General features: G+C 47.8%; 22 protein-coding genes. 7 read left to right on the top strand and 15 right to left on the bottom strand.

Translation table 11 applies throughout. The features are described 5' to 3' along the window. Positions 1-24: 24 nt before the first annotated feature. The 5 genes from NC980_RS02210 to NC980_RS02190 form a co-directional block, all read right to left on the bottom strand. A complete protein-coding gene (locus NC980_RS02210) occupies positions 25-723 on the bottom strand; it encodes an HAD family phosphatase (protein WP_190378832.1) in 699 nt (232 codons plus the stop codon). A 77-nt stretch (positions 724-800) separates the two neighbouring features. Next, positions 801-1,652 (bottom strand): class I SAM-dependent methyltransferase, encoded by an 852-nt coding sequence (locus NC980_RS02205; protein WP_190378831.1) that lies wholly within the window; start codon positions 1,650-1,652, stop codon positions 801-803. A gap of 15 nt (positions 1,653-1,667) precedes the next feature. Beyond that, positions 1,668-2,360: a TIGR04283 family arsenosugar biosynthesis glycosyltransferase gene (locus NC980_RS02200; RefSeq protein WP_190378830.1), complete on the bottom strand. Its 693-nt coding sequence runs from the start codon at positions 2,358-2,360 to the stop codon at positions 1,668-1,670. Beyond that, the gene (locus NC980_RS02195; protein ID WP_190378829.1) at positions 2,357-2,956 is read right to left on the bottom strand and encodes a TIGR04282 family arsenosugar biosynthesis glycosyltransferase; all 600 of its coding nucleotides are present in this window, start codon (positions 2,954-2,956) and stop codon (positions 2,357-2,359) included. Before NC980_RS02195 ends, NC980_RS02200 begins: the two co-directional genes overlap by 4 nt. Before the next feature lie 64 nt (positions 2,957-3,020). Further along, positions 3,021-3,398, bottom strand: a complete 378-nt coding sequence (locus tag NC980_RS02190; protein WP_190378828.1) for a hypothetical protein — start codon at positions 3,396-3,398, stop codon at positions 3,021-3,023. A 118-nt stretch (positions 3,399-3,516) separates the two neighbouring features. Between NC980_RS02190 and hpsE the strand changes: the two genes are divergently transcribed. Continuing rightward, positions 3,517-4,425 (top strand): hormogonium polysaccharide biosynthesis glycosyltransferase HpsE, encoded by a 909-nt coding sequence (gene hpsE, locus NC980_RS02185; protein ID WP_190378827.1) that lies wholly within the window; start codon positions 3,517-3,519, stop codon positions 4,423-4,425. Then, positions 4,422-5,519: a glycosyltransferase gene (locus tag NC980_RS02180; protein WP_190378826.1), complete on the top strand. Its 1,098-nt coding sequence runs from the start codon at positions 4,422-4,424 to the stop codon at positions 5,517-5,519. Before hpsE ends, NC980_RS02180 begins: the two co-directional genes overlap by 4 nt. Positions 5,520-5,563: 44 nt before the next feature. Here NC980_RS02180 and NC980_RS02175 read toward each other — a convergent pair whose 3' ends face one another. After that, the gene (locus NC980_RS02175; RefSeq protein ID WP_190378912.1) at positions 5,564-6,481 is read right to left on the bottom strand and encodes an NAD(+) kinase; all 918 of its coding nucleotides are present in this window, start codon (positions 6,479-6,481) and stop codon (positions 5,564-5,566) included. 344 nt (positions 6,482-6,825) lie between these two features. Between NC980_RS02175 and NC980_RS02170 the strand changes: the two genes are divergently transcribed. Next, on the top strand, positions 6,826-7,653 hold the full coding sequence (locus NC980_RS02170; RefSeq protein WP_190378825.1) for a pentapeptide repeat-containing protein: 828 nt from the start codon (positions 6,826-6,828) through the stop codon (positions 7,651-7,653). 154 nt (positions 7,654-7,807) lie between these two features. Here NC980_RS02170 and nuoK read toward each other — a convergent pair whose 3' ends face one another. The 5 genes from nuoK to NC980_RS02145 all read right to left on the bottom strand — a co-directional run bounded on the left by nuoK (position 7,808) and on the right by NC980_RS02145 (position 12,109). Next, positions 7,808-8,113, bottom strand: a complete 306-nt coding sequence (gene nuoK / locus NC980_RS02165) for an NADH-quinone oxidoreductase subunit NuoK (RefSeq protein ID WP_190378824.1) — start codon at positions 8,111-8,113, stop codon at positions 7,808-7,810. 12 nt (positions 8,114-8,125) lie between these two features. Further along, the gene (locus tag NC980_RS02160; protein ID WP_190378823.1) at positions 8,126-8,731 is read right to left on the bottom strand and encodes an NADH-quinone oxidoreductase subunit J; all 606 of its coding nucleotides are present in this window, start codon (positions 8,729-8,731) and stop codon (positions 8,126-8,128) included. Positions 8,732-8,790: 59 nt separating this feature from the next. Next, positions 8,791-9,372 (bottom strand): NAD(P)H-quinone oxidoreductase subunit I, encoded by a 582-nt coding sequence (gene ndhI, locus NC980_RS02155; protein ID WP_190378822.1) that lies wholly within the window; start codon positions 9,370-9,372, stop codon positions 8,791-8,793. Positions 9,373-9,396: 24 nt separating this feature from the next. Next, positions 9,397-10,515, bottom strand: a complete 1,119-nt coding sequence (gene nuoH / locus NC980_RS02150) for an NADH-quinone oxidoreductase subunit NuoH (protein WP_190378911.1) — start codon at positions 10,513-10,515, stop codon at positions 9,397-9,399. A gap of 451 nt (positions 10,516-10,966) precedes the next feature. Beyond that, positions 10,967-12,109: a citrate synthase gene (locus tag NC980_RS02145; protein ID WP_190378821.1), complete on the bottom strand. Its 1,143-nt coding sequence runs from the start codon at positions 12,107-12,109 to the stop codon at positions 10,967-10,969. Between the two features lie 345 nt (positions 12,110-12,454). Here NC980_RS02145 and NC980_RS02140 point away from each other — a divergent pair, with 345 nt between their 5' ends. The 3 genes from NC980_RS02140 (at position 12,455) to leuB (ending at position 15,596) form a co-directional block, all read left to right on the top strand. Beyond that, the gene (locus NC980_RS02140) at positions 12,455-12,769 is read left to right on the top strand and encodes a hypothetical protein (RefSeq protein ID WP_190378820.1); all 315 of its coding nucleotides are present in this window, start codon (positions 12,455-12,457) and stop codon (positions 12,767-12,769) included. Positions 12,770-12,945: 176 nt separating this feature from the next. Next, positions 12,946-14,208: a cytosine deaminase gene (gene codA, locus NC980_RS02135; RefSeq protein ID WP_190378910.1), complete on the top strand. Its 1,263-nt coding sequence runs from the start codon at positions 12,946-12,948 to the stop codon at positions 14,206-14,208. Between the two features lie 308 nt (positions 14,209-14,516). Next, positions 14,517-15,596: a 3-isopropylmalate dehydrogenase gene (gene leuB / locus NC980_RS02130; protein ID WP_190378819.1), complete on the top strand. Its 1,080-nt coding sequence runs from the start codon at positions 14,517-14,519 to the stop codon at positions 15,594-15,596. Here leuB and NC980_RS02125 read toward each other — a convergent pair. From NC980_RS02125 to lpdA, 4 genes are all read right to left on the bottom strand, one after another. Further along, entirely contained in the window at positions 15,593-16,507 is a 915-nt protein-coding gene (locus tag NC980_RS02125; RefSeq protein WP_190378818.1) for a hypothetical protein, read from the bottom strand. The genes leuB and NC980_RS02125 overlap by 4 nt on opposite strands. Positions 16,508-16,572: 65 nt before the next feature. Further along, positions 16,573-16,830 (bottom strand): DUF5340 family protein, encoded by a 258-nt coding sequence (locus NC980_RS02120; protein ID WP_190378817.1) that lies wholly within the window; start codon positions 16,828-16,830, stop codon positions 16,573-16,575. 120 nt (positions 16,831-16,950) lie between these two features. After that, entirely contained in the window at positions 16,951-17,841 is an 891-nt protein-coding gene (trpC, locus tag NC980_RS02115; protein ID WP_190378816.1) for an indole-3-glycerol phosphate synthase TrpC, read from the bottom strand. Between the two features lie 114 nt (positions 17,842-17,955). Continuing rightward, complete coding sequence (lpdA, locus tag NC980_RS02110; protein ID WP_190378815.1) at positions 17,956-19,380, bottom strand: dihydrolipoyl dehydrogenase; 1,425 nt, start codon at positions 19,378-19,380, stop codon at positions 17,956-17,958. 187 nt (positions 19,381-19,567) lie between these two features. On the opposite strand from lpdA, the gene NC980_RS02105 reads away from it, so the two are divergent. After that, positions 19,568-19,759, top strand: a complete 192-nt coding sequence (locus NC980_RS02105; protein ID WP_190378814.1) for a hypothetical protein — start codon at positions 19,568-19,570, stop codon at positions 19,757-19,759. The last annotated feature ends 80 nt before the right edge of the window (positions 19,760-19,839 follow it).

Raw genomic sequence — 19,839 nt, 5'->3', positions numbered from 1 at the left:
TAAGCAATGATGAATTCGACTTTTTTAGACTGGAACGATCGCAAAGCTATCTTGAAGACGATCGATTTCTAAATCAATTAAATAATCGACTGTCCAATTGGCGCAGCGTTGCAGCATATGAAACGGATAGGTATTTGCAACTCCCACAACCGGAATCTTCGCTGCTTTCGCCGCTTCAATGCCGCTGAAGGTATCTTCGATCGCTAAACATTCTGAAGCCGTTAACTGAAGATTCGGGAAAGTTTGATTGAGTCGATCGATCGCTAACAGATATCCATCCGGTTCAGGTTTGCTGACGATTAGATCGTCGCCGGACACGATAACTGAAAAGCGCGATCGCAGATTTGTCTGCTCTAAGACCAGTTCAATTTCAGACCGCAGTGCGCCACTGACGATCGCAAACTTGCACTGAGGCAGCTTAAACATCAAGTCTTCAATTCCGGTGTAAATCGGCAGCTTTTCTAATGCGCTGATCTGCTGCACGTAGGCGTGGGCTTTCCGCATCACCAATTCATTAAGATAAGCCGGATTAATCACTCTGCCGCGCCGTTCTAGTAAAGCTTGAATACAAACACGATCGCTGCGTCCTAAACAAAGTTCGCGGAACTCTCCCGGCTTGGGGCGTAGGTTCTCCTCGATCAAAATCTGCTCTAGCAGTTTGTCGTGGAGTGGCTCGTCGTTGATAATGACCCCGTTGAAATCAAATAGAACAGCTTTCAGCATCGGAATATAAAGCGCGATCGTTCCGTCTTCTACCTTACACTCAAGCTTGCAGAGCGCGATCGCGAATGTCAGATAGACTACGACACCGCAAATGCTCCACCAAATTCGTCAAACTCCTCAAAATCGGTGCTGGCGAGTGCTTTCACTCCATGCGTAATTTGATGCAGCCACCAAAATTCTTCGCTATGAATGGTTGAAAATCTGGCTGCACCCATCCATGCTTCAATGCTGTCATGAGCATATTCACGAATATAGGGTTCCTCAAAAATTTGTGTTAACCATTCTGTTTGTCGGAGTGTTTTCTGGCTGCCATCAAGAATAATCACTTCGCCACTCGATTTAAGTAACCGATAGCATTCCTGTAATATTAACTTAGAGATTGAGGGTGGTGTTTCGTGAAACAATAACGAAGCGGTTACTAGATCAAATGAATGATCAGAGAATTTCGTAGATTCTGCTTTGCCGTGTATCCAGTGAATGTTTAAGTTGGCTTGATTGGCTTTGCGATCGGCAACCGCTAACATAAACGGCGATAAATCTAAGCCGAACACTTCTGCATTCGGAAACGCTTGTTTGAGTAATAGCGTGGTTGATCCGGTGCCACAACCGAGGTCTAGAATTCGTAAGGGCTGTCCCTGAATGGCTTCGATCACTTGTTGGCGTACCCAGGTTTCATTCGGGGGTAACGCCAACTGAGTGATGGGATCGTAAGTTGTCGCAGCGCCGATCGTTAAATAGCCACCTTCGATGCCGTGAAAGTTCTGAGCTTTGTAGTAGTTCGGATAGACCAAATCGGGATCAGCCAAACGATCGCATGCCGTTTTCCAGTCAATACTGTCGTGCAATCGCCGCATCTCGGTTTCATCGACGAGCAAGCGGGCGATCGGAGCTAAATACTGCTCGAAGATCGTATCTTTGCGAGTTGCCATACATTCATCACAACACTACTGATGCCTAGTGTAACGAATTGGTTTGAGTCCGGTGCGATACCAGCGCTGGATTCGCTCCGGTGCAACTCCCAACAGGTATGCCAATATCACGATTTGATTGACGATCGTCGTTCTGAAAACGCCCATTTTTTGCCAGCGTCGTCCAGATGTCAGGACAGCATGAGGAACGATTGTAATTTTTCCCCTTTGTCGTAATCTTCTGACAAATTCAAAATCCTCCATAATCGGCAGGTCTGGAAATCCACCGATCGCGTCAAACGTTTTGCGATGCAGAAAGATCGCCTGATCACCATAAGGAAATTGAAGGTAACGCGATCGTAGATTGACCCCCCATTGCACCCAACACAATCCCGGTAATGTTGCATCGATCTTTAATTGAAATGCACCCGCGGTCGAATTCGATAACGCATGGTGAATCATTCGATCGAATCCTGGGGGCAATCGTGTATCGGCATGAAGAAACAAGAGAATCTCTCCGGTTGCGATCGCGGCTCCTGCATTCATTTGTGCGGCGCGACCCGGAATCGAGTGCAAGACTTTAACGCCGTAGGATTTCGCAATTTCAACCGTTTCGTCTTGGCTTCCACCGTCTACCACAATGATTTCGATATCAGTCGCTTGAATCGAGAGAATTTTAGAAAGTGCGTTTGCTTCATTTAGAACCGGAATGACGATCGAGATTTTCATGGCAAATGCCGCAAATCTTCAGGGCGATCGATATCATTCAGCGTCGGTAAGAGCGCGATCGATAAATTTAACTGTTTTGCAATCTCCAACGTTTGCTGAAATACAAGATTTGTACTCCAGGTAATGCCTTGAAAAATACTAGCCACAAACTGATTTAATCCAATTAAGTAATATCCACCATCCGTTGCAGCACCAATTGATAAATTATAATAGTTTAATTTTAGAAATGCTGTCGTTAATACATCAGCAGTCAAATCAGGACAGTCTGTTCCAACTGCAACAACTGATCTTGCACCGGAATCAAACGCGGAATGAAACGCATCGATTAATCGATCGCCCAAATCGCCGGAACACTGCGATCGATACTCCAGGTCATGCCCTAACCAATCCTGCATTTGGATGAGTGTTCCACCTGTGTAATAAACACAAATTGAGACAGAACGATCGTTTTTCAGCTTGCGGGATTGCGCGATCATTGCTTCCGTCATCTGTCGATGTAGTGCCGCCGCCCCAACTTCTCCCAAAGCTGGAATTAAACGAGTTTTGGCTTTACCCGGTTCAGGATAGCGCGTGAAAATAATTAACTGCTCTTGCACAAAGACAAAAAAATAGAACTGAGTAGAGTTTCTACCACAGTTCTACAGTGATGGCAAAGAAGAATTACTTCTTCAGCGCGCAACCATCTCGAACGGTATTGCCTAAGACCAGCGTAGCCGTGTAGCTATATTTGCGATCGGACATTCCATCGCTACACGCACCCCGTCGAATCACCAAGGTTCCGCTTGTTCGTCCACGTAGGGGATAAACACGCACATAGTCTGCGGGTTTTCCTTGGGCACTCAGGGGCGCAACGTAGGGAAACGTTATCTTCTGGGGGTCTGGCGTTTTGTAAGTGATTCCTGTTTTGTCGATCGTCACGTTCCAAAACGGTTCAGTTCCAATCACATTAAAGGATTCGATCGAGCGGGAATTCATTTGAGCCGTGGCAGGCATCAATGCGAGTAGACTTGCAGCTAAACCAGTCAAAAGGACTTTCATTTTCAGGATTAAATTCGATTTGTATTAATCTCTACAAAAGATGCAATCGGAATTCCAGGCAATTGTTAGCGCTCGATCGAGCTTGTCCATACTGGGGACAACGGATTGAACATGAACTATGGATCTGAGTGTCGTCATCTGCACCTACAACGGTGAAGCTCGAATCGGGCAAGTCTTAGACCGACTGCGATCGCAGCTTCACACACAGGCGATCGCTTGGGAAGTTTTAGTGATCGATAACAATAGTCGCGACAATACTCAGCAGATTGTTTCAAACTACCCTGAAGTTCGATATATTTTCGAGCCAGAGCAAGGATTAGCGTTTGCACGATCGAGGGCTGTTCGCGAAGCTGTAGGACGCTGGGTTGCCTTTCTCGACGATGACACACTGCCGGATCAAAACTGGGTTGCTCAAGCTGATCGATTTGCTCAAGCGCATCCAGAAATCGGGGCGTTCGGTGGACAAATTCACGCAGAATACGAAGTCGAGCCGCCCCCTAGCGTGAAGAAACTTGCGCCATACTTAGCGATCGTCGAACGTGGATCAAAGCCGCATCGGTACGATCGTGTGTTGCCTCCGGGCGCGGGCTTAGTGGTGCAGCGTCAAGCGTGGATCGATGCGGTTCCTGAAAGATTAGTGTTAGTGGGACGGACGACCACTGCAATGCTTGCCAGTGAAGACATCGAAGCGATTCTGCACATTCAGAACTCCGGGCGCGAGATTTGGTACAACCCGGAAATGCACCTGTATCACCAAATTCCCCACTGGCGAACGGAGCGATCGTATCTGCTCAAATTGGTCAAAGGCGTTGGACTAGCACGACATCACATCCGCATGACTCGCTGGAAGGCTTGGCAGCGTCCAATCATCACGCTGATCTATCTGGCAGATGATTTAAGAAAATTGATTGTGCATTGGGTGAAATTTGGGCGATCGCAAAGTCTAGAAGTCGTTTGCGAACAGCAATTGTTAATTAGTAGTTTGGTCAGTCCATTCTATTTAAGCAGCTTGAGACAAAAAGCATGAAACTGCTGATTCAACACACCCACATACCAGACGAAATTGCAGGCGTACTGACTTATATTGACGCGATCGTTCCAGGTTTGAATGCGCTCGGTGTAGAAACTCGCGTTCTCTCTACTCGAACAAATTCGATTAAGTTCTGGATTTCAGCGATTCGATGGGCAGATATCGTTCACATGAATTCTAATCATTTAGGATTCGCAATTTTATGTAAACTACTCGACAAAAAGATTGTGATTAAGTATCACTACCTCTTTTATATTTCGACGCATTCACATTATGAGAAAATGTCTCTATGGCAACGATTAAAACGCGAATTTATTCAAACATTACCTAAGTCACATTATCCCTTGAAATGGAAGCTACATACTGCTGTGAAATGGGCAAGGTTTGGCATCCGATTCGGAACTGCTTTACTGTGCGATCGACATACTGCCTGTAGCCAATTTCTAGCTGAATCCCTAAGTTTCCCCTGGAAAGTTTCAGCGCTAAATTGCCCGATTGAGTCAAGCTCACCAGAAAAAACGTTTGATGATCTGTTTCAGCCCTATACCTTTACTTATGTTGGCCGCCTGAATCTCGATAAAGGCGTAGATTTACTTTTAAGAGCAACGCAACTAATTCAGGAGCAATCTTTTCAAGTAAAAATCATCGGAAGTGGACAAGATTTAGAGCGACTTCAGGCGTTAGTTAAAGAGTTAGGAATTAGCGATCGTATCGAATTTCTCGGTAGTCTCCCAAACCGGGAAGCGCTAAAAATTGTGCGATCGTCGCTCGCTTTAGTGGTTCCGTCTCGCTGGCAAGAACCCGCCGGATACGTTGCGCTTGAAGCTTCTAGCGTTCGGACTTGCTCGATTGTTGCAAGAGTTGGAGGTTTGCCGGAAATGGCCGGAAATTCAAACTTATTTTTCGAGCGTGAAGATTACAAGATGCTGGCACATCAGATGCAAACTTGCTTAGAAAACCCGGCAGAAGCCCTGTTAAGAGGTAATCAAGCAAACCAATATATCTCTGAGCAATTCACCATCGAAAAAGCTGCTCAGGAATTGCTTGAAATTTGTCAAGAAATGAAGCCCAGTTCAGCAATTTCACACTAAATGGGTGCAGCGCTACGATCAACAAGAACTTTAATCTACCTATATTAATTGCGGTGATTGTTGTTGTAGCGAATTCGCGCTCCTGCCCATTGCAATTTTTCACGCAGCGTTGTGTAGTAGGAATAATCTTCGCGTAATACAATGAAATGCGCTTCTTCTTCTGCCATCCGAATATCAACGCGCTGACCAGGCCAAATTGAAGTTGCTAACACGCCATCCATCCAAAGCTTTGTACTTAAATCATAGTCAGCCAAGGGCCAAATACTCACGACAGAGCCGGGCGGAATCACGATCGGACGACTCGATAAGCTCAAAGGACAAATCGGCGTAATCGCGATCGCTGCCATCCCCGGATGAATAATTGGCCCATTTGCCGCAACCGTGTAACAGGTTGATCCGGTCGGCGTAGACACAATTAATCCATCACCCTGATATTGATCGACTACTTCCCCATCAATTTCCATTTCTAGAACCGAGGTGATCATACGATCGGCAGAAGCTGGTTTAATACACATTTCATTCAAGGCAAGATAGCGATCGCTTACAGGCTCCAGATTCGTCCGATTGCCCTCATGCAGAGTTGCTTGAAGCATCATCCGTTTCTGCACCGCAAATCGATCTTGCTCTAAGCGCTCCCAAATCGCTTCACTGTCAAAATCATCCGGCGATTCGGTCAAAAATCCCAAATGTCCACCAACATTCACTGCCAAAATGGGAATGCGATCGGCTGCCAAATTCCGAGCCGCAGAAAGCGCCGTTCCATCACCACCAAGGATTACAGCTAAATCGCTCGGTGGCGCAACAGAAGCCAAAAACACCGGATACGGATTATCTTTCGGCCCACTTGGGCCCAGTAAAACGCGACACCCTCGCTTTTCTAGCGCTTGAGCGCAATTTTCTGCCCATCGCTTACTCAACGGGTCTCCAGACTTGTGAACAATCAGAACTTGTTTTAGCTGCACAACGATCGAGAATCGGTAAAAAAGCACCCCTAAATGCTAATTCAAATGCGAGAACAATTTACGCTTTCCACGGATTAACAGACCGATCGGGCGCAAGCGATCGCACTAAAATGCTTCGTAAGAATCTTGCTCTAGAGACGATCGCTGAAGTGACTGAACTGACGATCACAGAAATTCAAATCCTCTAATCTCAACAACAGTCTCAGTGAAAACAGTAGTTGTGCGCTCTGCATAAGTTGATCTATTGCTGTCTCCCCATTTAACAGGGTCTGCCATCTCCTAGCTCTGAAATTTCTGTACATAGAGTTGTAGTAATTACATGAAGTACTTAAGTAAACTCTCATATGCGCCCACGAAAAGCTTCTAGAGAACCCTGGTGGAATTGGAATTGGAAAGACAAAACAATATGGGATTTATCGAAGGACTTTGCTGTACCCGCTCTATTAGCACTTGGGGTATTTCACTTACAAGATGCTGCCAAAAAACAGGAACTTAAAATTGCGAACGATCAAGTGAAGCAGGAGATATTGACAAAGTATTTTGATCAAACTTCCGCATTGCTTTTGGATCGAAAACTACGCTCTGCAAAGCCAGGGAATGAAGTTCGAGTTATAGCACGAGCGAGAACACTATCTGCTTTACGCAACTTAGACGGAGGACGTAAGGGCGATTTAGTGCAATTCTTGAGTGAAGCTAACCTCATTCAACAGGATTTGTTGCATCAAGAAAAAGAATCAGTCATTGAATTAGACGACGCTGATTTGGCTGAGGCAAAATTGACTGGAGTAAAACTGATCAAAGTAAGAATGATTGGAGCAAATCTAAGCAAGGCTTACCTAGTTGCAGCAAAATTGACTAAGGCAAACTTAGCAGTCGTGAAGTTGAATGAGGCAAGTTTATATGGAGCAGATTTAGTTGAAACAGATTTGGCTCATGCAGATTTGAGCAGAGCAACTTTAGAAAGGGCAAACCTGTCTAAAGCAAATTTAACCGAAGTAGATCTGAGAGGAGCAAATCTAAGCAAAGCAACTTTAAAGGGGGCAAACCTGTCTAAAGCAAAGCTTGACTTTCTTGACTTTGCTATTTTCCAAAATTCATATCTTTGTGAAACTACAATGCCTGATGATACGAAGAGTAATCGAGATTGCAACAAGCCCGTACCTGAGCTCTAGCTCCCCACTGAAGTAATCGCCCTTCTAATTACTCTTCTCCGCGAAAAGGTCTAGTACTTGCTCTCTTGCTCTTCCGTGACTCTGATAATGAGGTTTCAATAAAAACAAAAAAGGCGCAGCTTAGCTACGCCTTTCCTCGAAGTTGAGAAGCAATCTACCACTTAAGCAAGTTAAATTGCTCCATATCCACTGTGTCGCGGTTCCGATAAATCGCAAGTACGATCGCCAATCCAACCGCTGCTTCCGCAGCGGCGATCGTAATCACAAAAACGGTAAAAATCTGACCCTTGATTTGCTGCGGATCAAGATAGTTAGAAAACGCCATCAAATTGAGATTGACCGCATTTAACATTAGCTCGATCGACATCAATACCCGCACCGCATTCCGGCTCGTCACCAAACCATAAATGCCAATGCAGAATAACGCCGCCGCAATCAGTAAGAAATATTGAAGTTGCATCGGGGGAAGTCCTTAGTTTTCAAGATTGCTTTGACCGGCGGGGGTCAGTTCACGCGGACGCTCTGGCAAAGTTAGCGCAGTCGTTCCAGCCAATTCGTCGGCTTCAGGAATGAATTCGCGGCGAGCCAGTACGATCGCACCAATCAGCGCCATCAGCAGCAAGACCGAAGCCAACTCAAACGGCAGCAGAAAATCGCTGAAGAAGTGAAGGCCGATCGTAATAATCGAGCTTTCAACTGGAACGGCTGTAGAAATCGCCCAGGGAGTTGTGACCACCATCGCACTCAATAGGGCAAAAATTCCAGCGCAAACAAGTGCAGTCGCAGCCCGACGAATCCAAGATTTCGCCATCGGCTTAAAGGCTTCCCGCTTGTTCACGAGCATAATCGCAAACAGAATCAGAACGTTGACCGCTCCCACGTAAATCAACACTTGAGCCGCTGCAACGAAGTCTGCATTCAACAGCAGATATAATCCAGCAATGCTGATGAATACTCCACCCAGCAAGAAGGCGGAATACACCACATTTTCGAGAAGCACAACGCCAATTGCAGATCCCAGCATCATTGCTGTCAGGATCGCGAACGACACAATTTGAACACCTTCCGCTAAATTCACGGTTCTCTCTCCTAAATATCAGACAAGAGACGCGATCGAGCACGTCTCTGTAAGGTCAACTACGACCCTTTTTCGACAATCTCTTCCGGGCGCGACCCCGCACGGCGCGACCCTGCCGGCAGATCGTGCGGCTCGTTCACACCTTTAGGGAGGTAAGCAAACTCGCGCAACGGAGTCACCATCGGATCGTTCGTCACCTTGTAAGGCAAACGACCGAGCGCAACATTATCGTAGTTGAGTTCGTGTCGATCGTAGGTAGACAGTTCGTATTCTTCGGTCATTGACAAACAGTTCGTCGGGCAATATTCCACACAGTTGCCACAGAAGATACAAACGCCGAAATCAATACTGTAGTGATTCAGCTTCTTCTTCTTCGTTTCTTTGTTGAACTCCCAATCCACTACAGGTAAGTTGATTGGGCATACCCGGACGCAGACTTCGCAAGCAATACACTTATCAAATTCAAAGTGAATCCGTCCTCGGAATCGCTCTGAAAGAATCAGCTTTTCGTAAGGGTACTGAACCGTGATCGGGCGACGGCGCATATGATCGAAGGTCACAGATAACCCTTGACCAATGTATTTACCCGCCTGGATCGCCTCTTTTGTATAGTCACCGACTTGTTTGAGAAATTTCAGCATGAAGTGTTCTCCAAGGGTTAGAGGTTAGCCGCCAAATGCGACCGGGAATGCAAGTTTCAAGCCTGCAGTAACCAGCAGGTTTACCAACGAAACAGGAAGTAAGAATTTCCAACCGAGATCAAGCAGTTGGTCAATCCGCACACGGGGCACAGTCCACCGCATCAAGATCGCGAGGAACACGAGGAAGTACGCTTTCAGAATTGTGGTTCCAATCCCGATCGAGGCAAAGATCAATTGCAGCCAAGGCGTATTCTCAGGAATGCCAATCAGACCCGAAATGTACGGCAGCGACACTGGAAATTCCCAACCACCGAGGTAAAGCACCGCAAATAGCAGCGCAGACAGCGTCAGGTTGACATAAGATCCCAAGTAAAAGAGCGCAAACTTCATCCCCGAATATTCGGTTTGATAGCCTGCAACGAGTTCTTCTTCTGCTTCGGGTAAGTCAAAGGGGATTCGCTCACATTCTGCTAATGCTGCAATCCAGAAGATGATAAATCCGACGGGTTGCCGCCAAATATTCCAGCCAAGAATGCCGTAACCCGCTTGCTGATTTACGATATCGACGGTGCTGAGCGAGTTCGACATCATTACGACTGCTAAGACGGAGAGCGCTAACGGCAGTTCATAACTAATCGACTGTGCGGCAGCACGTAGTCCACCCAAGAGCGAATACTTATTATTCGAGGCATAGCCCGACATCAGAAGCCCGATCGGAGCCACGCTAGAGAGTGCAATCCACAAAAAGATGCCTAAGCCAACATCGGTAATTTGTAAATTTTGTCCAAATGGAAGAATGAGGTAGGACAAGAAGACGGGAATCACAACGATCGCAGGCCCCAGCGTAAACAGCAGCTTGTCTGCTTTGGACGGAACCACATCTTCTTTGAATACCAGTTTCAATCCGTCCGCCAACGGTGCAAGGACACCGAGCGGGCCGATAAATTCAGGGCCGATCCGCTGTTGAGCGGCGGCTGAGATTTTCCGCTCTAGCCACACCACGACCAAGACACTGACCGTTGCTGCAACCAGCATGATCAGCATCGGCAATGGCATCCAGAGGGCTTTGGCTGCCCCGGCAGGAATGCCAAGGCTCTGCACAGTTTCAATAAAGGTTCCTTGAAGGTCAATTCCTGGATTCATGGTTCCCGACTCGTAGGAAAGCAGTTGAGGCAGGTCGATCGCTCTCCATACATGAAGAATTATTGATGCACTCAACGTCTTTCAGTATAGCGGTCTCGATGGAACCGAAACGCATCGAACTCCCGAATTTATGGCGTTTTGAGCTATCAAAGTATCCAATGAGACGGATTGACTCAACTGAATATTCATCTAAAGAACGATCGCAATTCTTCTATATCAATCTTAACTGCGGGGAGTAGGAAGTGGGGTATTTCTCTCTACTTCCTACTCCCCACTCCCTACTTCTGTTGTCGTCCAAATTGACTGTAATAAATTCAGCTTCCATGAAAGAAACCCTCAGAAGCAAGATTCCTGAGGGCTGGAGTTCCTGAAAATCGTCACGTAGATATCCTTGCAAGGGTTAGCCAAATCCACAAGAGGGGTCTGACCCATCATTCGATTTATACAAACTTCATGTTCGCTGATCGATCGGAATATAAGGAGATCCGTGCAGCCCAGTGTAAATCTGCGTGGGTCGGAAAATGCGGTTTTCGGCTAACTGTTCTTTCCAGTGTGCCAACCAGCCTGCAGCCCGTGAAATCGCAAACACAGGCGTAAATAAGTCAGTTGGGATGCCTAACTTTCTATACACCAAACCGGAGTAAAAATCGACGTTCGGGTAAATTCCCTTGTGCCCTAGTCGCTCTTCGACGGCTCTCTCCAGTTCGACCGCAATATCGTAATACTTATCTTGACCAAACTTCTCAAACAGTTGCTCGGCTAGGTGTTGCAGAATGTTGGCTCTAGGGTCTTTGACTTTGTAAACCCGATGCCCAAAGCCCATAATCTTTTCCTTGCGCTCTAGGCGATCTTCCAAAAATGGACGGACGTTCTCAACTGAACCGATCTCTTCTAGCATCATGATCACTTCTTCACTGGCTCCACCGTGAAGCGGCCCTGCCAGAGTTCCTACTGCCGAGGCGATCACCGCATAGGGGTCAGTCAGGGTCGAAGCAGTTACCATCGCGCTAAACGTAGACGCATTGATCGTGTGTTCTGCGTGAAGCGTCAAGCTGATGTCAAAAATCCGCGCTGCAAAGGGATCGGGTTCCTGCTCGTTCAACATATACAGGAAGTTTGCAGCATAGCTCAGATCGTCACGCGGCTGTACCGGATCATTTCCTTTTCGCATCAGTTGAAAGGCAGCAACCATCGTCGGAATCTTGGCCAGAATCCGTACGACCGCTGCTCGAATATAACTTGGATTATCGAGCGCTCGCTTTGAGTAGAAGAGACCTAAAGCAGCAGCACAAGCTTGCAGCGCATCCATCGGGTGTCCGCTTTCTGGAAAGCACTTCATCATGTCGCGAATGCGGTACTTCAAGCGGCGATGATACTGAATTTCATGCTCAAACTCTGCCAAGGTTTCCCGGTTCGGCAGTTCGTTCCAAATCAGAAGGTAGGCGGTTTCCAAAAAGGTGTTGTCTGGCTGTATTGCGAGTTCCTGAATCGGAATGCCGCGATACTCTAGAATCCCTTTCTGCCCATCTACAAAGCTTATGCTGGACTGAGTTGCAGGAATGCCCTCTAGACCTGCCCTAAATTCGACAGTCATTGTTCACCGTTGGCTGAATAAACTCACAAGATAACTTACCAGATCCGTTACCAAGCTTTGTAGTGTAACTACCAGAGAAGGCGCGATCGTGCAATTCTTCACAGAACTTCTCATCGTCTTGGATAACATACTTTCGTACCCAAAACGACAAAAAATCGATACAGATCTGTAAACATTTGCAGTTTTTTATAAAAGCGAATATTATCAGGTTAGAAAGTTTTGCATCTTGACGAAATTGCATCTATTCATCAGCCAACTGACTCTCTTCTCGACCTGGTTTTTGCTCGGAAGGAGTCGTTTGGCGATTTTTTATATTCGATCGTAAGGAGTTATATGCCTCACAAAATGTCTCAAAAACCTCAAAAAGACTATCGCTCTAATCACCGCTACCGCGAAGACGCACCCCGAACGACCCTGACTCGGTTGATTGAACAAGATGCTCCACTCTTCTCTCACAGTCAACTAGTGCTAATGTACGGATTCTTCCAGGCGGAAATGGCCCCCGAAGCCAATCAAGGTGTGGCTTCCTGGATTAAAGAATGCGTTCGACAATATGGATTACCGAGCCTTGTCCGGTTTGACTCTCACCGTCGCGCTCAGATTTTCCGACGAGATCAGTTTCAACCTTGGCTTGAACCCTTGATGGATCAAGCGTGTTAAAAATTTAGAACGCAAGTTGTTAGCGCTACATCAGCTTGGGAACGCGGATTACGGATCGATAAAAGAAGCTAACAACAATTTGCACAATTTGGCACCTTTGAGCGCGATGCCTCCGGCACACGGAAACGTACTCGAATCCGTTAGAGTGGGCGATGAGATCTTTGCGGTGCTGGATTATGCCGAACTATGACCTTCTGCTGCGTGACTGTCAACTCCTTCGCGCTCCTGATGTTTCTGAACGGGTGGATATTGCGATTCAGGCGGGTGAGATTGTTGAGATTGCCCCTCACCTCGATGCAACAGCGGAGATAAAACTAGAAATCCAAGGCTATCTAGTCAGCCCTCCGTTTGTCGAATCGCATATTCACTTGGACTCTGCACTCACGGCAGGGGAACCGCGCTGGAACCAGAGCGGGAGTCTGTTTGAGGGTATCGAGATTTGGCGAGACCGCAAGCAAGATCTCTCGCTGGAAGACGTGAAACAAAGAGCGATCGAGACGCTGAAACAGCAGGCGTTGCAGGGGGTTCTTTTTGTGCGGAGTCACGCGGATGTAAGTGAGCAAAGCTTAACCGCGCTGAAAGCGTTGCTCGAAGTGCGTGAAGAAGTGAAAGATTGGATGATGCTGCAAGTCGTCGCGTTTCCGCAGGATGGAATTTACGGCGGCGCAAAGAACGATGAATTAATGGAAGAAGCGATGCGGCTGGGAGCGGATGTGGTTGGCGGCATTCCCCACTATGAACTGACACGCGAGGATGGAGTGCGATCGGTCAATCGCATCTTTGAACTGGCGGAGAAGTACGATCGCTTAATCGATATTCACTGTGATGAAATCGATGACGATCAATCTCGATTTCTAGAAGTGGTTGCTGCCTGTGCCATTCGTACTGAAATGGGGTCGAAAGTCACTGCTAGTCATACGACTGCATTCGGCTCTTATAACAATGCTTATGCGTTCAAGCTGCTGGGATTTCTCAAGCGCACCCAGCTTAATTTCATCGCGAATCCCTTGATCAACATTACGCTGCAAGGTCGGACAGATACTTATCCCAAGCGGCGCGGCGTGACGCGAGTGAAAGAACTGTGGCAGCAAGGAATGAATGTGAGCTTAGGGCATGATTGCGTTCAAGATCCCTGGTACTCACTCGGTACAGGCAATATGCTCGATGTGGCATCTATGGCGATTCATGTGTGTCAAATGACTGGAACGACTGAGATTGATGCTTGTTATAACATGGTGACTTGGGGCGGGGCGAAAACCTTGAATGTTCAAGATCATTATGGGGTTGAAGTGGGTAAGCCTGCGAATTTGATTGTGCTGGATGCGATCGATCGATACGATGCTATTCGCCGACGCGCTACTGTGCGGTATGTCATTTCTCAAGGTAAACTCCTAGCGCAAACGGAACCGCCGAAGCCAAAGTGGCGCGGGGATATCTAGCATGAATGATGAGATTGTTTCATTTCTTCTGAGTGCAGGCTTATTGATTCTGTACTTAGTCTTTTCTGCATTCACTGAAATGGGAACTAAGAATCCATGGAAGACCGATGCCTCGGAAAAGTCTTCTTCAGATAAGCAAACACCGCCAGATTGATTACAAAGACGATCGCTTTAACGATCGCCATTTCGCGAATCAGGGCGTAAATCTTTGGCAATGCTGATTTTGATCAGAACCAGAACAATTCCTTCATTTTAGGGAAAGCATTGCGATATGATACTTTCCGCAGTCTTCAGCATCGTAAAGCGCTATGAGCCAACAGTATCGCATCACACTTCTTCCCGGTGACGGCATTGGGCCTGAGATTATGGCAGTTGCCGTTCGCGTTCTCAAAACCGTTAGCGAGAAGTTTGCGCTCGATTTCGAGTTTCAAGAAGCGCTGATTGGGGGTGCCGCGATCGATGCGACGGGTGAACCGCTTCCTGCGGCAACGCTCGAAACCTGTAGACAAAGCGATGCGGTCTTACTTGCTGCGATCGGGGGGTACAAATGGGATTCCCTGCCGCGTCATTTGCGCCCTGAAACTGGATTGTTGGGACTGCGATCGGGCTTACAGCTTTTTGCAAATCTTCGCCCTGCAACGATTTTGCCTCAATTAGTCGATGCCTCAACGCTCAAGCGTGAAGTCGTGGAAGGAGTCGACATTATGGTTGTGCGGGAATTAACGGGTGGGATTTATTTCGGTCAACCCCGCGGAATCTTTACGACAGAAACAGGCGAAAAGCGTGGTGTGAATACGATGGCATACACCGAATCAGAAATCGATCGCATCGGTCGCGTGGCATTTGAAACTGCCCAGAAACGATCGAAACGGCTTTGCTCAGTCGATAAAGCAAACGTGCTAGAAGTCTCACAGTTTTGGCGCGATCGGATGATTGCACTTTCGGCAGAATATCCCGATGTTGAATTGACGCACTTGTATGTGGATAACGCTGCGATGCAGTTAGTTCGCGCTCCGAAGCAGTTTGATACGATCGTCACCAGCAATCTTTTTGGTGATATCCTCTCTGATGCGGCTGCAATGTTAACCGGAAGTATTGGAATGCTGCCTTCTGCGAGTTTAGGGGCATCGAATCCCGGCGTTTACGAACCTGTTCACGGCTCCGCCCCAGACATTGCGGGACAAGACAAAGCCAATCCGTTGGCGCAAGTTCTAAGCGCAGCAATGATGCTTCGCTACAGTTTCGATCAAGCTGAAGCAGCAACGCAGATTGAACAGGCTGTTCTCAAGGTTCTGGATCAGGGATATCGTACCGGAGATATTATGTCCGAGGGCAAAAGGTTAGTGGGATGTCAGGCGATCGGAGATGCGATCGTCGCTGCGCTCTAACTTTTGCGAGTGCGATAAGTGCGGCGGCGAACTAGAAATTCGGGAATGTCGCTCTCCGGCTTGAACGAATTCGATCGCGTCGTCGATTTAAGATCCGGGGGCGGTGTTGTATCGATCTCGTCTAAAACTGTTTTAATCTCCGGTGGAAGATCTTGATCGGTCAACGCTTGTTTGAGCGCGATCGCAATTTCGTGTAGTCCGTGAAAGCGAGTTTTCCAGTGCTGAATGGCGGTTTCGTACTCGCTCGCTTGTTGGGCTTGACTGAGGATTTGTTCTTGCATCTCTGCTGCTTGGCTTTCTAGCTCGGTGATCCGGCCTTGACTTTGTTCGCGATCGACTTCGAGTTCCTGGCAAACCTGTTGCAGCAGCGCTTGTGTGGTCATGTGACGCGCAATTCGCGCTTCTAGTGCTTCGACTTGCGCTTCTAGCTCAATCCTGCGAGTGTGGGATTCTTGCTTTTCGGCTTCAAGATCTTGGAGTTGCTGCCGTCGCAGTTGCAGATCGGTTTGCAGCACTTGGAGTTGTTGCTCGATTTCAAACGGCTGCACATCCGTTAACTCTGCTTGTTGCCGTGCTTCAGCCGCAGCTAGAAGGCTCTGATAATCACGCTCTCGCTGCTGTGCCTGGTGAATCTTATGTTCGAGTTCAGCTTTTTGCTGAGAAAATTGCAGCTTTAGCTGGTGAATCGCTTGCTGCTGCACATTGGCGATTTCCTCGGTCGAAGCTAGTTGACGTTCTAGAAAATGTTGATTGACGACCTGCGATCGCAGATCCTCTAGGCTCGCGATCGACTGATCTAGCGCCTGCTCTAAATCCCGAATTCGCCGTTGCTGCGCTTGAACTTGCTCTATCAAGTCCGAAACAGACGACTTCTCCTCGAAGCTCAAACTGAGTTGCTCCGGTTCTGACACCGCTCGAACCTCCCACAAGTTCGATCATAAAGTTACACGCAGTCTAAGATTTGCGCCTCCGTAGCTTAAAGTTTTGGCTCTTGCGGCAGGGGGGCGGTCGGCATCTGAACACTATTGAGTGACCAGCGATACTCGATCGGCAGGTTCAATCGCTCTAATTCGCCTTCAAGCTGTTTTTGCTGCGAGAGTGCCTTACGGAGCGCGACGATTAGCTGCTGAACTTGCTCTCGTTGTCGCCCTCCGACTGCAAACAGAGTCTGACGCTCTAACAGTTGCAACAATAACTCGTAGTGAATGTGCGATGGTAGGGGGATCGGTTCCATGAAAAACCTACAGAGAATAATGGTGTAGAGCGAGAGGAGGCAGGTTGCACGAACTCTATCAGAAGAGATTTCAGATTCTAACCTAAAAGCTGAATGCAGCAAACCTTAGCCCCCAAAGGCTTAAGCAAGTCCGGCAAGAAGCTGTGCTAGCGCCTCTCCGGGAGCGGGTTGCTTGACAATGGATTCTCCGATTAGTACCGCACTCGCACCGGCTCTCGCCACTCGCGCCAAATCCGCTGAAGTGTACAGTCCAGACTCGCTGACGATCGTGATCCCCTTTTCTGCCAGCACCGAAGCACGATCGCGCAAAATGTCTTCAGTCGTTTGCAAATCGACTTCAAAATTTTTCAGATTGCGATTATTGATGCCAACGAGCGTTACGCCATCCAACGCTAAAACGCGATCGAGTTCTTCAAGGGTGTGAACTTCAATTAAGGCGGTCAGCCCCAGCGCTTTCACAATTTTGAGGAAATACTGCAAATCCTTATCCGAGAGAATTGCAGCAATCAACAGAACGGCATCCGCTCCGTGTAATCTCGCCCAATACATCTGATAGGGATAAACGATAAAGTCTTTGCACAATAACGGAAGATCGACGATCGCACGAATTTTTGCCAGATTCTCAAAACTACCTTGAAAGAATTGAGCATCGGTTAAGACAGAAAGACAGGTTGCACCACCGGATTGATAGGCTTGTGCGATCGTCTCCGGGTCAAAGTCTTCGCGAATCACTCCTTTACTCGGTGATGCTTTTTTGACTTCTGCGATCACAGCAGGCTTGGTTTTGCTGTTTTTGAGTGCGGCTAAGAAATCTTTAGGAGCAGGGAGATCTTTAACTTTGCTCTGGAGTTCGATCAGCGGCATTTTTTCCCGTAGTTGATCGACTTCGGTTTCCTTATGCCAGACGATTTCTTCCAAAATGTTTCGAGGGGCGCTGTCTGGAACTTTGGCTTGGTAGCGCAGTTCTTGAACAGAAACAGCAGGATTCGGACAACGACGACGGATTTCCATTGAGTTACGGATAAGGGTGAGGGAATGAATTTACTTTGACTGGAGTTTGCCCCCTAAATCCCCCACAAGTGGGGGATTTAGGGGGCTTCAACGAACTGAAACGAAGCAATCCGACTAAGAATGCACCGCTGCCCGTTTGTACGCTTCATCCAAAATTTCCGAGAGCGTCGGATGCGTGTGAACCAAGAATGCCAACGATCGCACTGATTCTCGTTTCGCGATCGCATTCGCTGCTTCTTGAATCAAATCTGCCGCGTGCATCCCGATGATGTGTGCGCCTAACACTTCTCCGGTATCTTTACGGTAAACGATCTTTGCAATTCCTTCAGATTCCGCCTCAGCCAGCGCTTTCGCGTTTCCTTTAAAGTAAGTCCGCACCACTGCGACTTCAAAGCCTTCTTTTTTCCCTAATTCCTTTGCTTGCGGCTCGGTCATGCCTACAAAGCTGATTTCAGGATGAGTAAAGGCGGCAGCGGGAATACTGCGGTAATCGATTTCACGCTTGCGACCACACATATTCTCGATCGCAATCACGCCCTGAGCCGAAGCTGCATGAGCCAGCATCATTTTTCCGGTTGCGTCCCCGATCGCCCACAAATGCGGTACCGGTTGACCCTCAGACAACACTTGCATCTGATCGTTGACCGGAATAAACCCGCGATCAAGTTCTACGTTGACGGTTTCGAGTCCCAACTCTTTGGCAAACGGAACGCGACCTGCTGCAACCAGACAAGCATCGACTTCTAGGACTTCGACCAATTCTTTTGTTTTGGCATCGATTAGCTCGATCGTCACGGGAGATCCCGGAGTCACTTTCGCCGCAAACACCCCGACCTTTGTTTCGATATCGCGAGGTGTGATTAGAATTCTTTGCGCCAGTTTTGCGATATCGGGATCAAATCCTGGCATCAATTGATCGAGTCCTTCGATCATCGTGACTTCGCAGCCGAGCGCCGTGTAAACATCCGAGAATTCTAAGCCAATATAGCCGCTACCGACGATCGCCACCCAGGGCGGCAACGATTCTAATTTAATCGCATCGTCGCTGGTGAAAACGGTTTTGCCGTCAGTCTGCACTCCCGGCGGCACAAACGGAATTGATCCCGGAGCCAAAATAATGTCTTTTGCCGTGATCGTCTTTTCGCCTTCTGGCGTTGAGATGATTAATTTTTGGCTGCCTGCAACTCTTGCGCGTCCGTGAATGATTTCAACGCCTAGACGCTTCATGCTGCCGATCAAGCCTTCGCGCTGCTTAGTGACGATCGCTTGTGCGTGATTGGCGATCGCGGCTCGATCGAATGCCACATCCCCGACTTCAATCCCCAACGATTTCAAATGATGGGCATTTTGCAATTCTCGGACTCGTCCGGAGGCTGCAAGTAGCGCTTTAGAAGGAATGCAGCCCCGATTCACGCAGGTTCCGCCCATATCAGCGGCTTCGATAATTGCAGTCTTCAAACCACAATCAACGGCGTGGAGTGCCGCTCCATGACCTCCAACGCCCGCGCCGACAATTACCAAATCATAATCGTAAGCCACAGTTCTCTCCCGTTCTCAATGCCTATCTATTCTCATCCGTGAAGCGTCGCTTCGACAATATAAACTGCCAAATCGGTCATGAAACGCTTTCATCTGAAATTGGGCATCCTGATCTGAGCGCAGCTACCCTAAAAATCGTGCATATGGCTTTCGGGCTAATCTCTCATACTGATTAGGAGTGAACCTTATGGATCGTCAACAGCGAGAATTGCGTCGCGCCGCCGCTCAAGCTTTTGCTGAGTCGCTGAATAAGCTAGAAAACACGCTTTGCACTCCTGAATCTCATCTCGCTTCAGAAGCACCGAATTTAGCGATCGATTTTGAGCAAGCGCTGGCAGATATTGAACGCTTTATGCATGAGAAAGAGGAACAGGGTTAAGGAGTGAGATATAAGGGGGAGCGATCGCTCCCCTTGACCCAATTCCGCTTGCAATTTTCTTTTTCAGGATCTTCTTAACT

The organism is Leptolyngbya sp. AS-A5 (assembly GCF_039962495.1).
In the GTDB taxonomy this organism is placed as follows: Bacteria; Cyanobacteriota; Cyanobacteriia; order Leptolyngbyales; family Leptolyngbyaceae; genus Leptolyngbya.
This window is presented reverse-complemented; position numbering and strand designations above follow the sequence as displayed.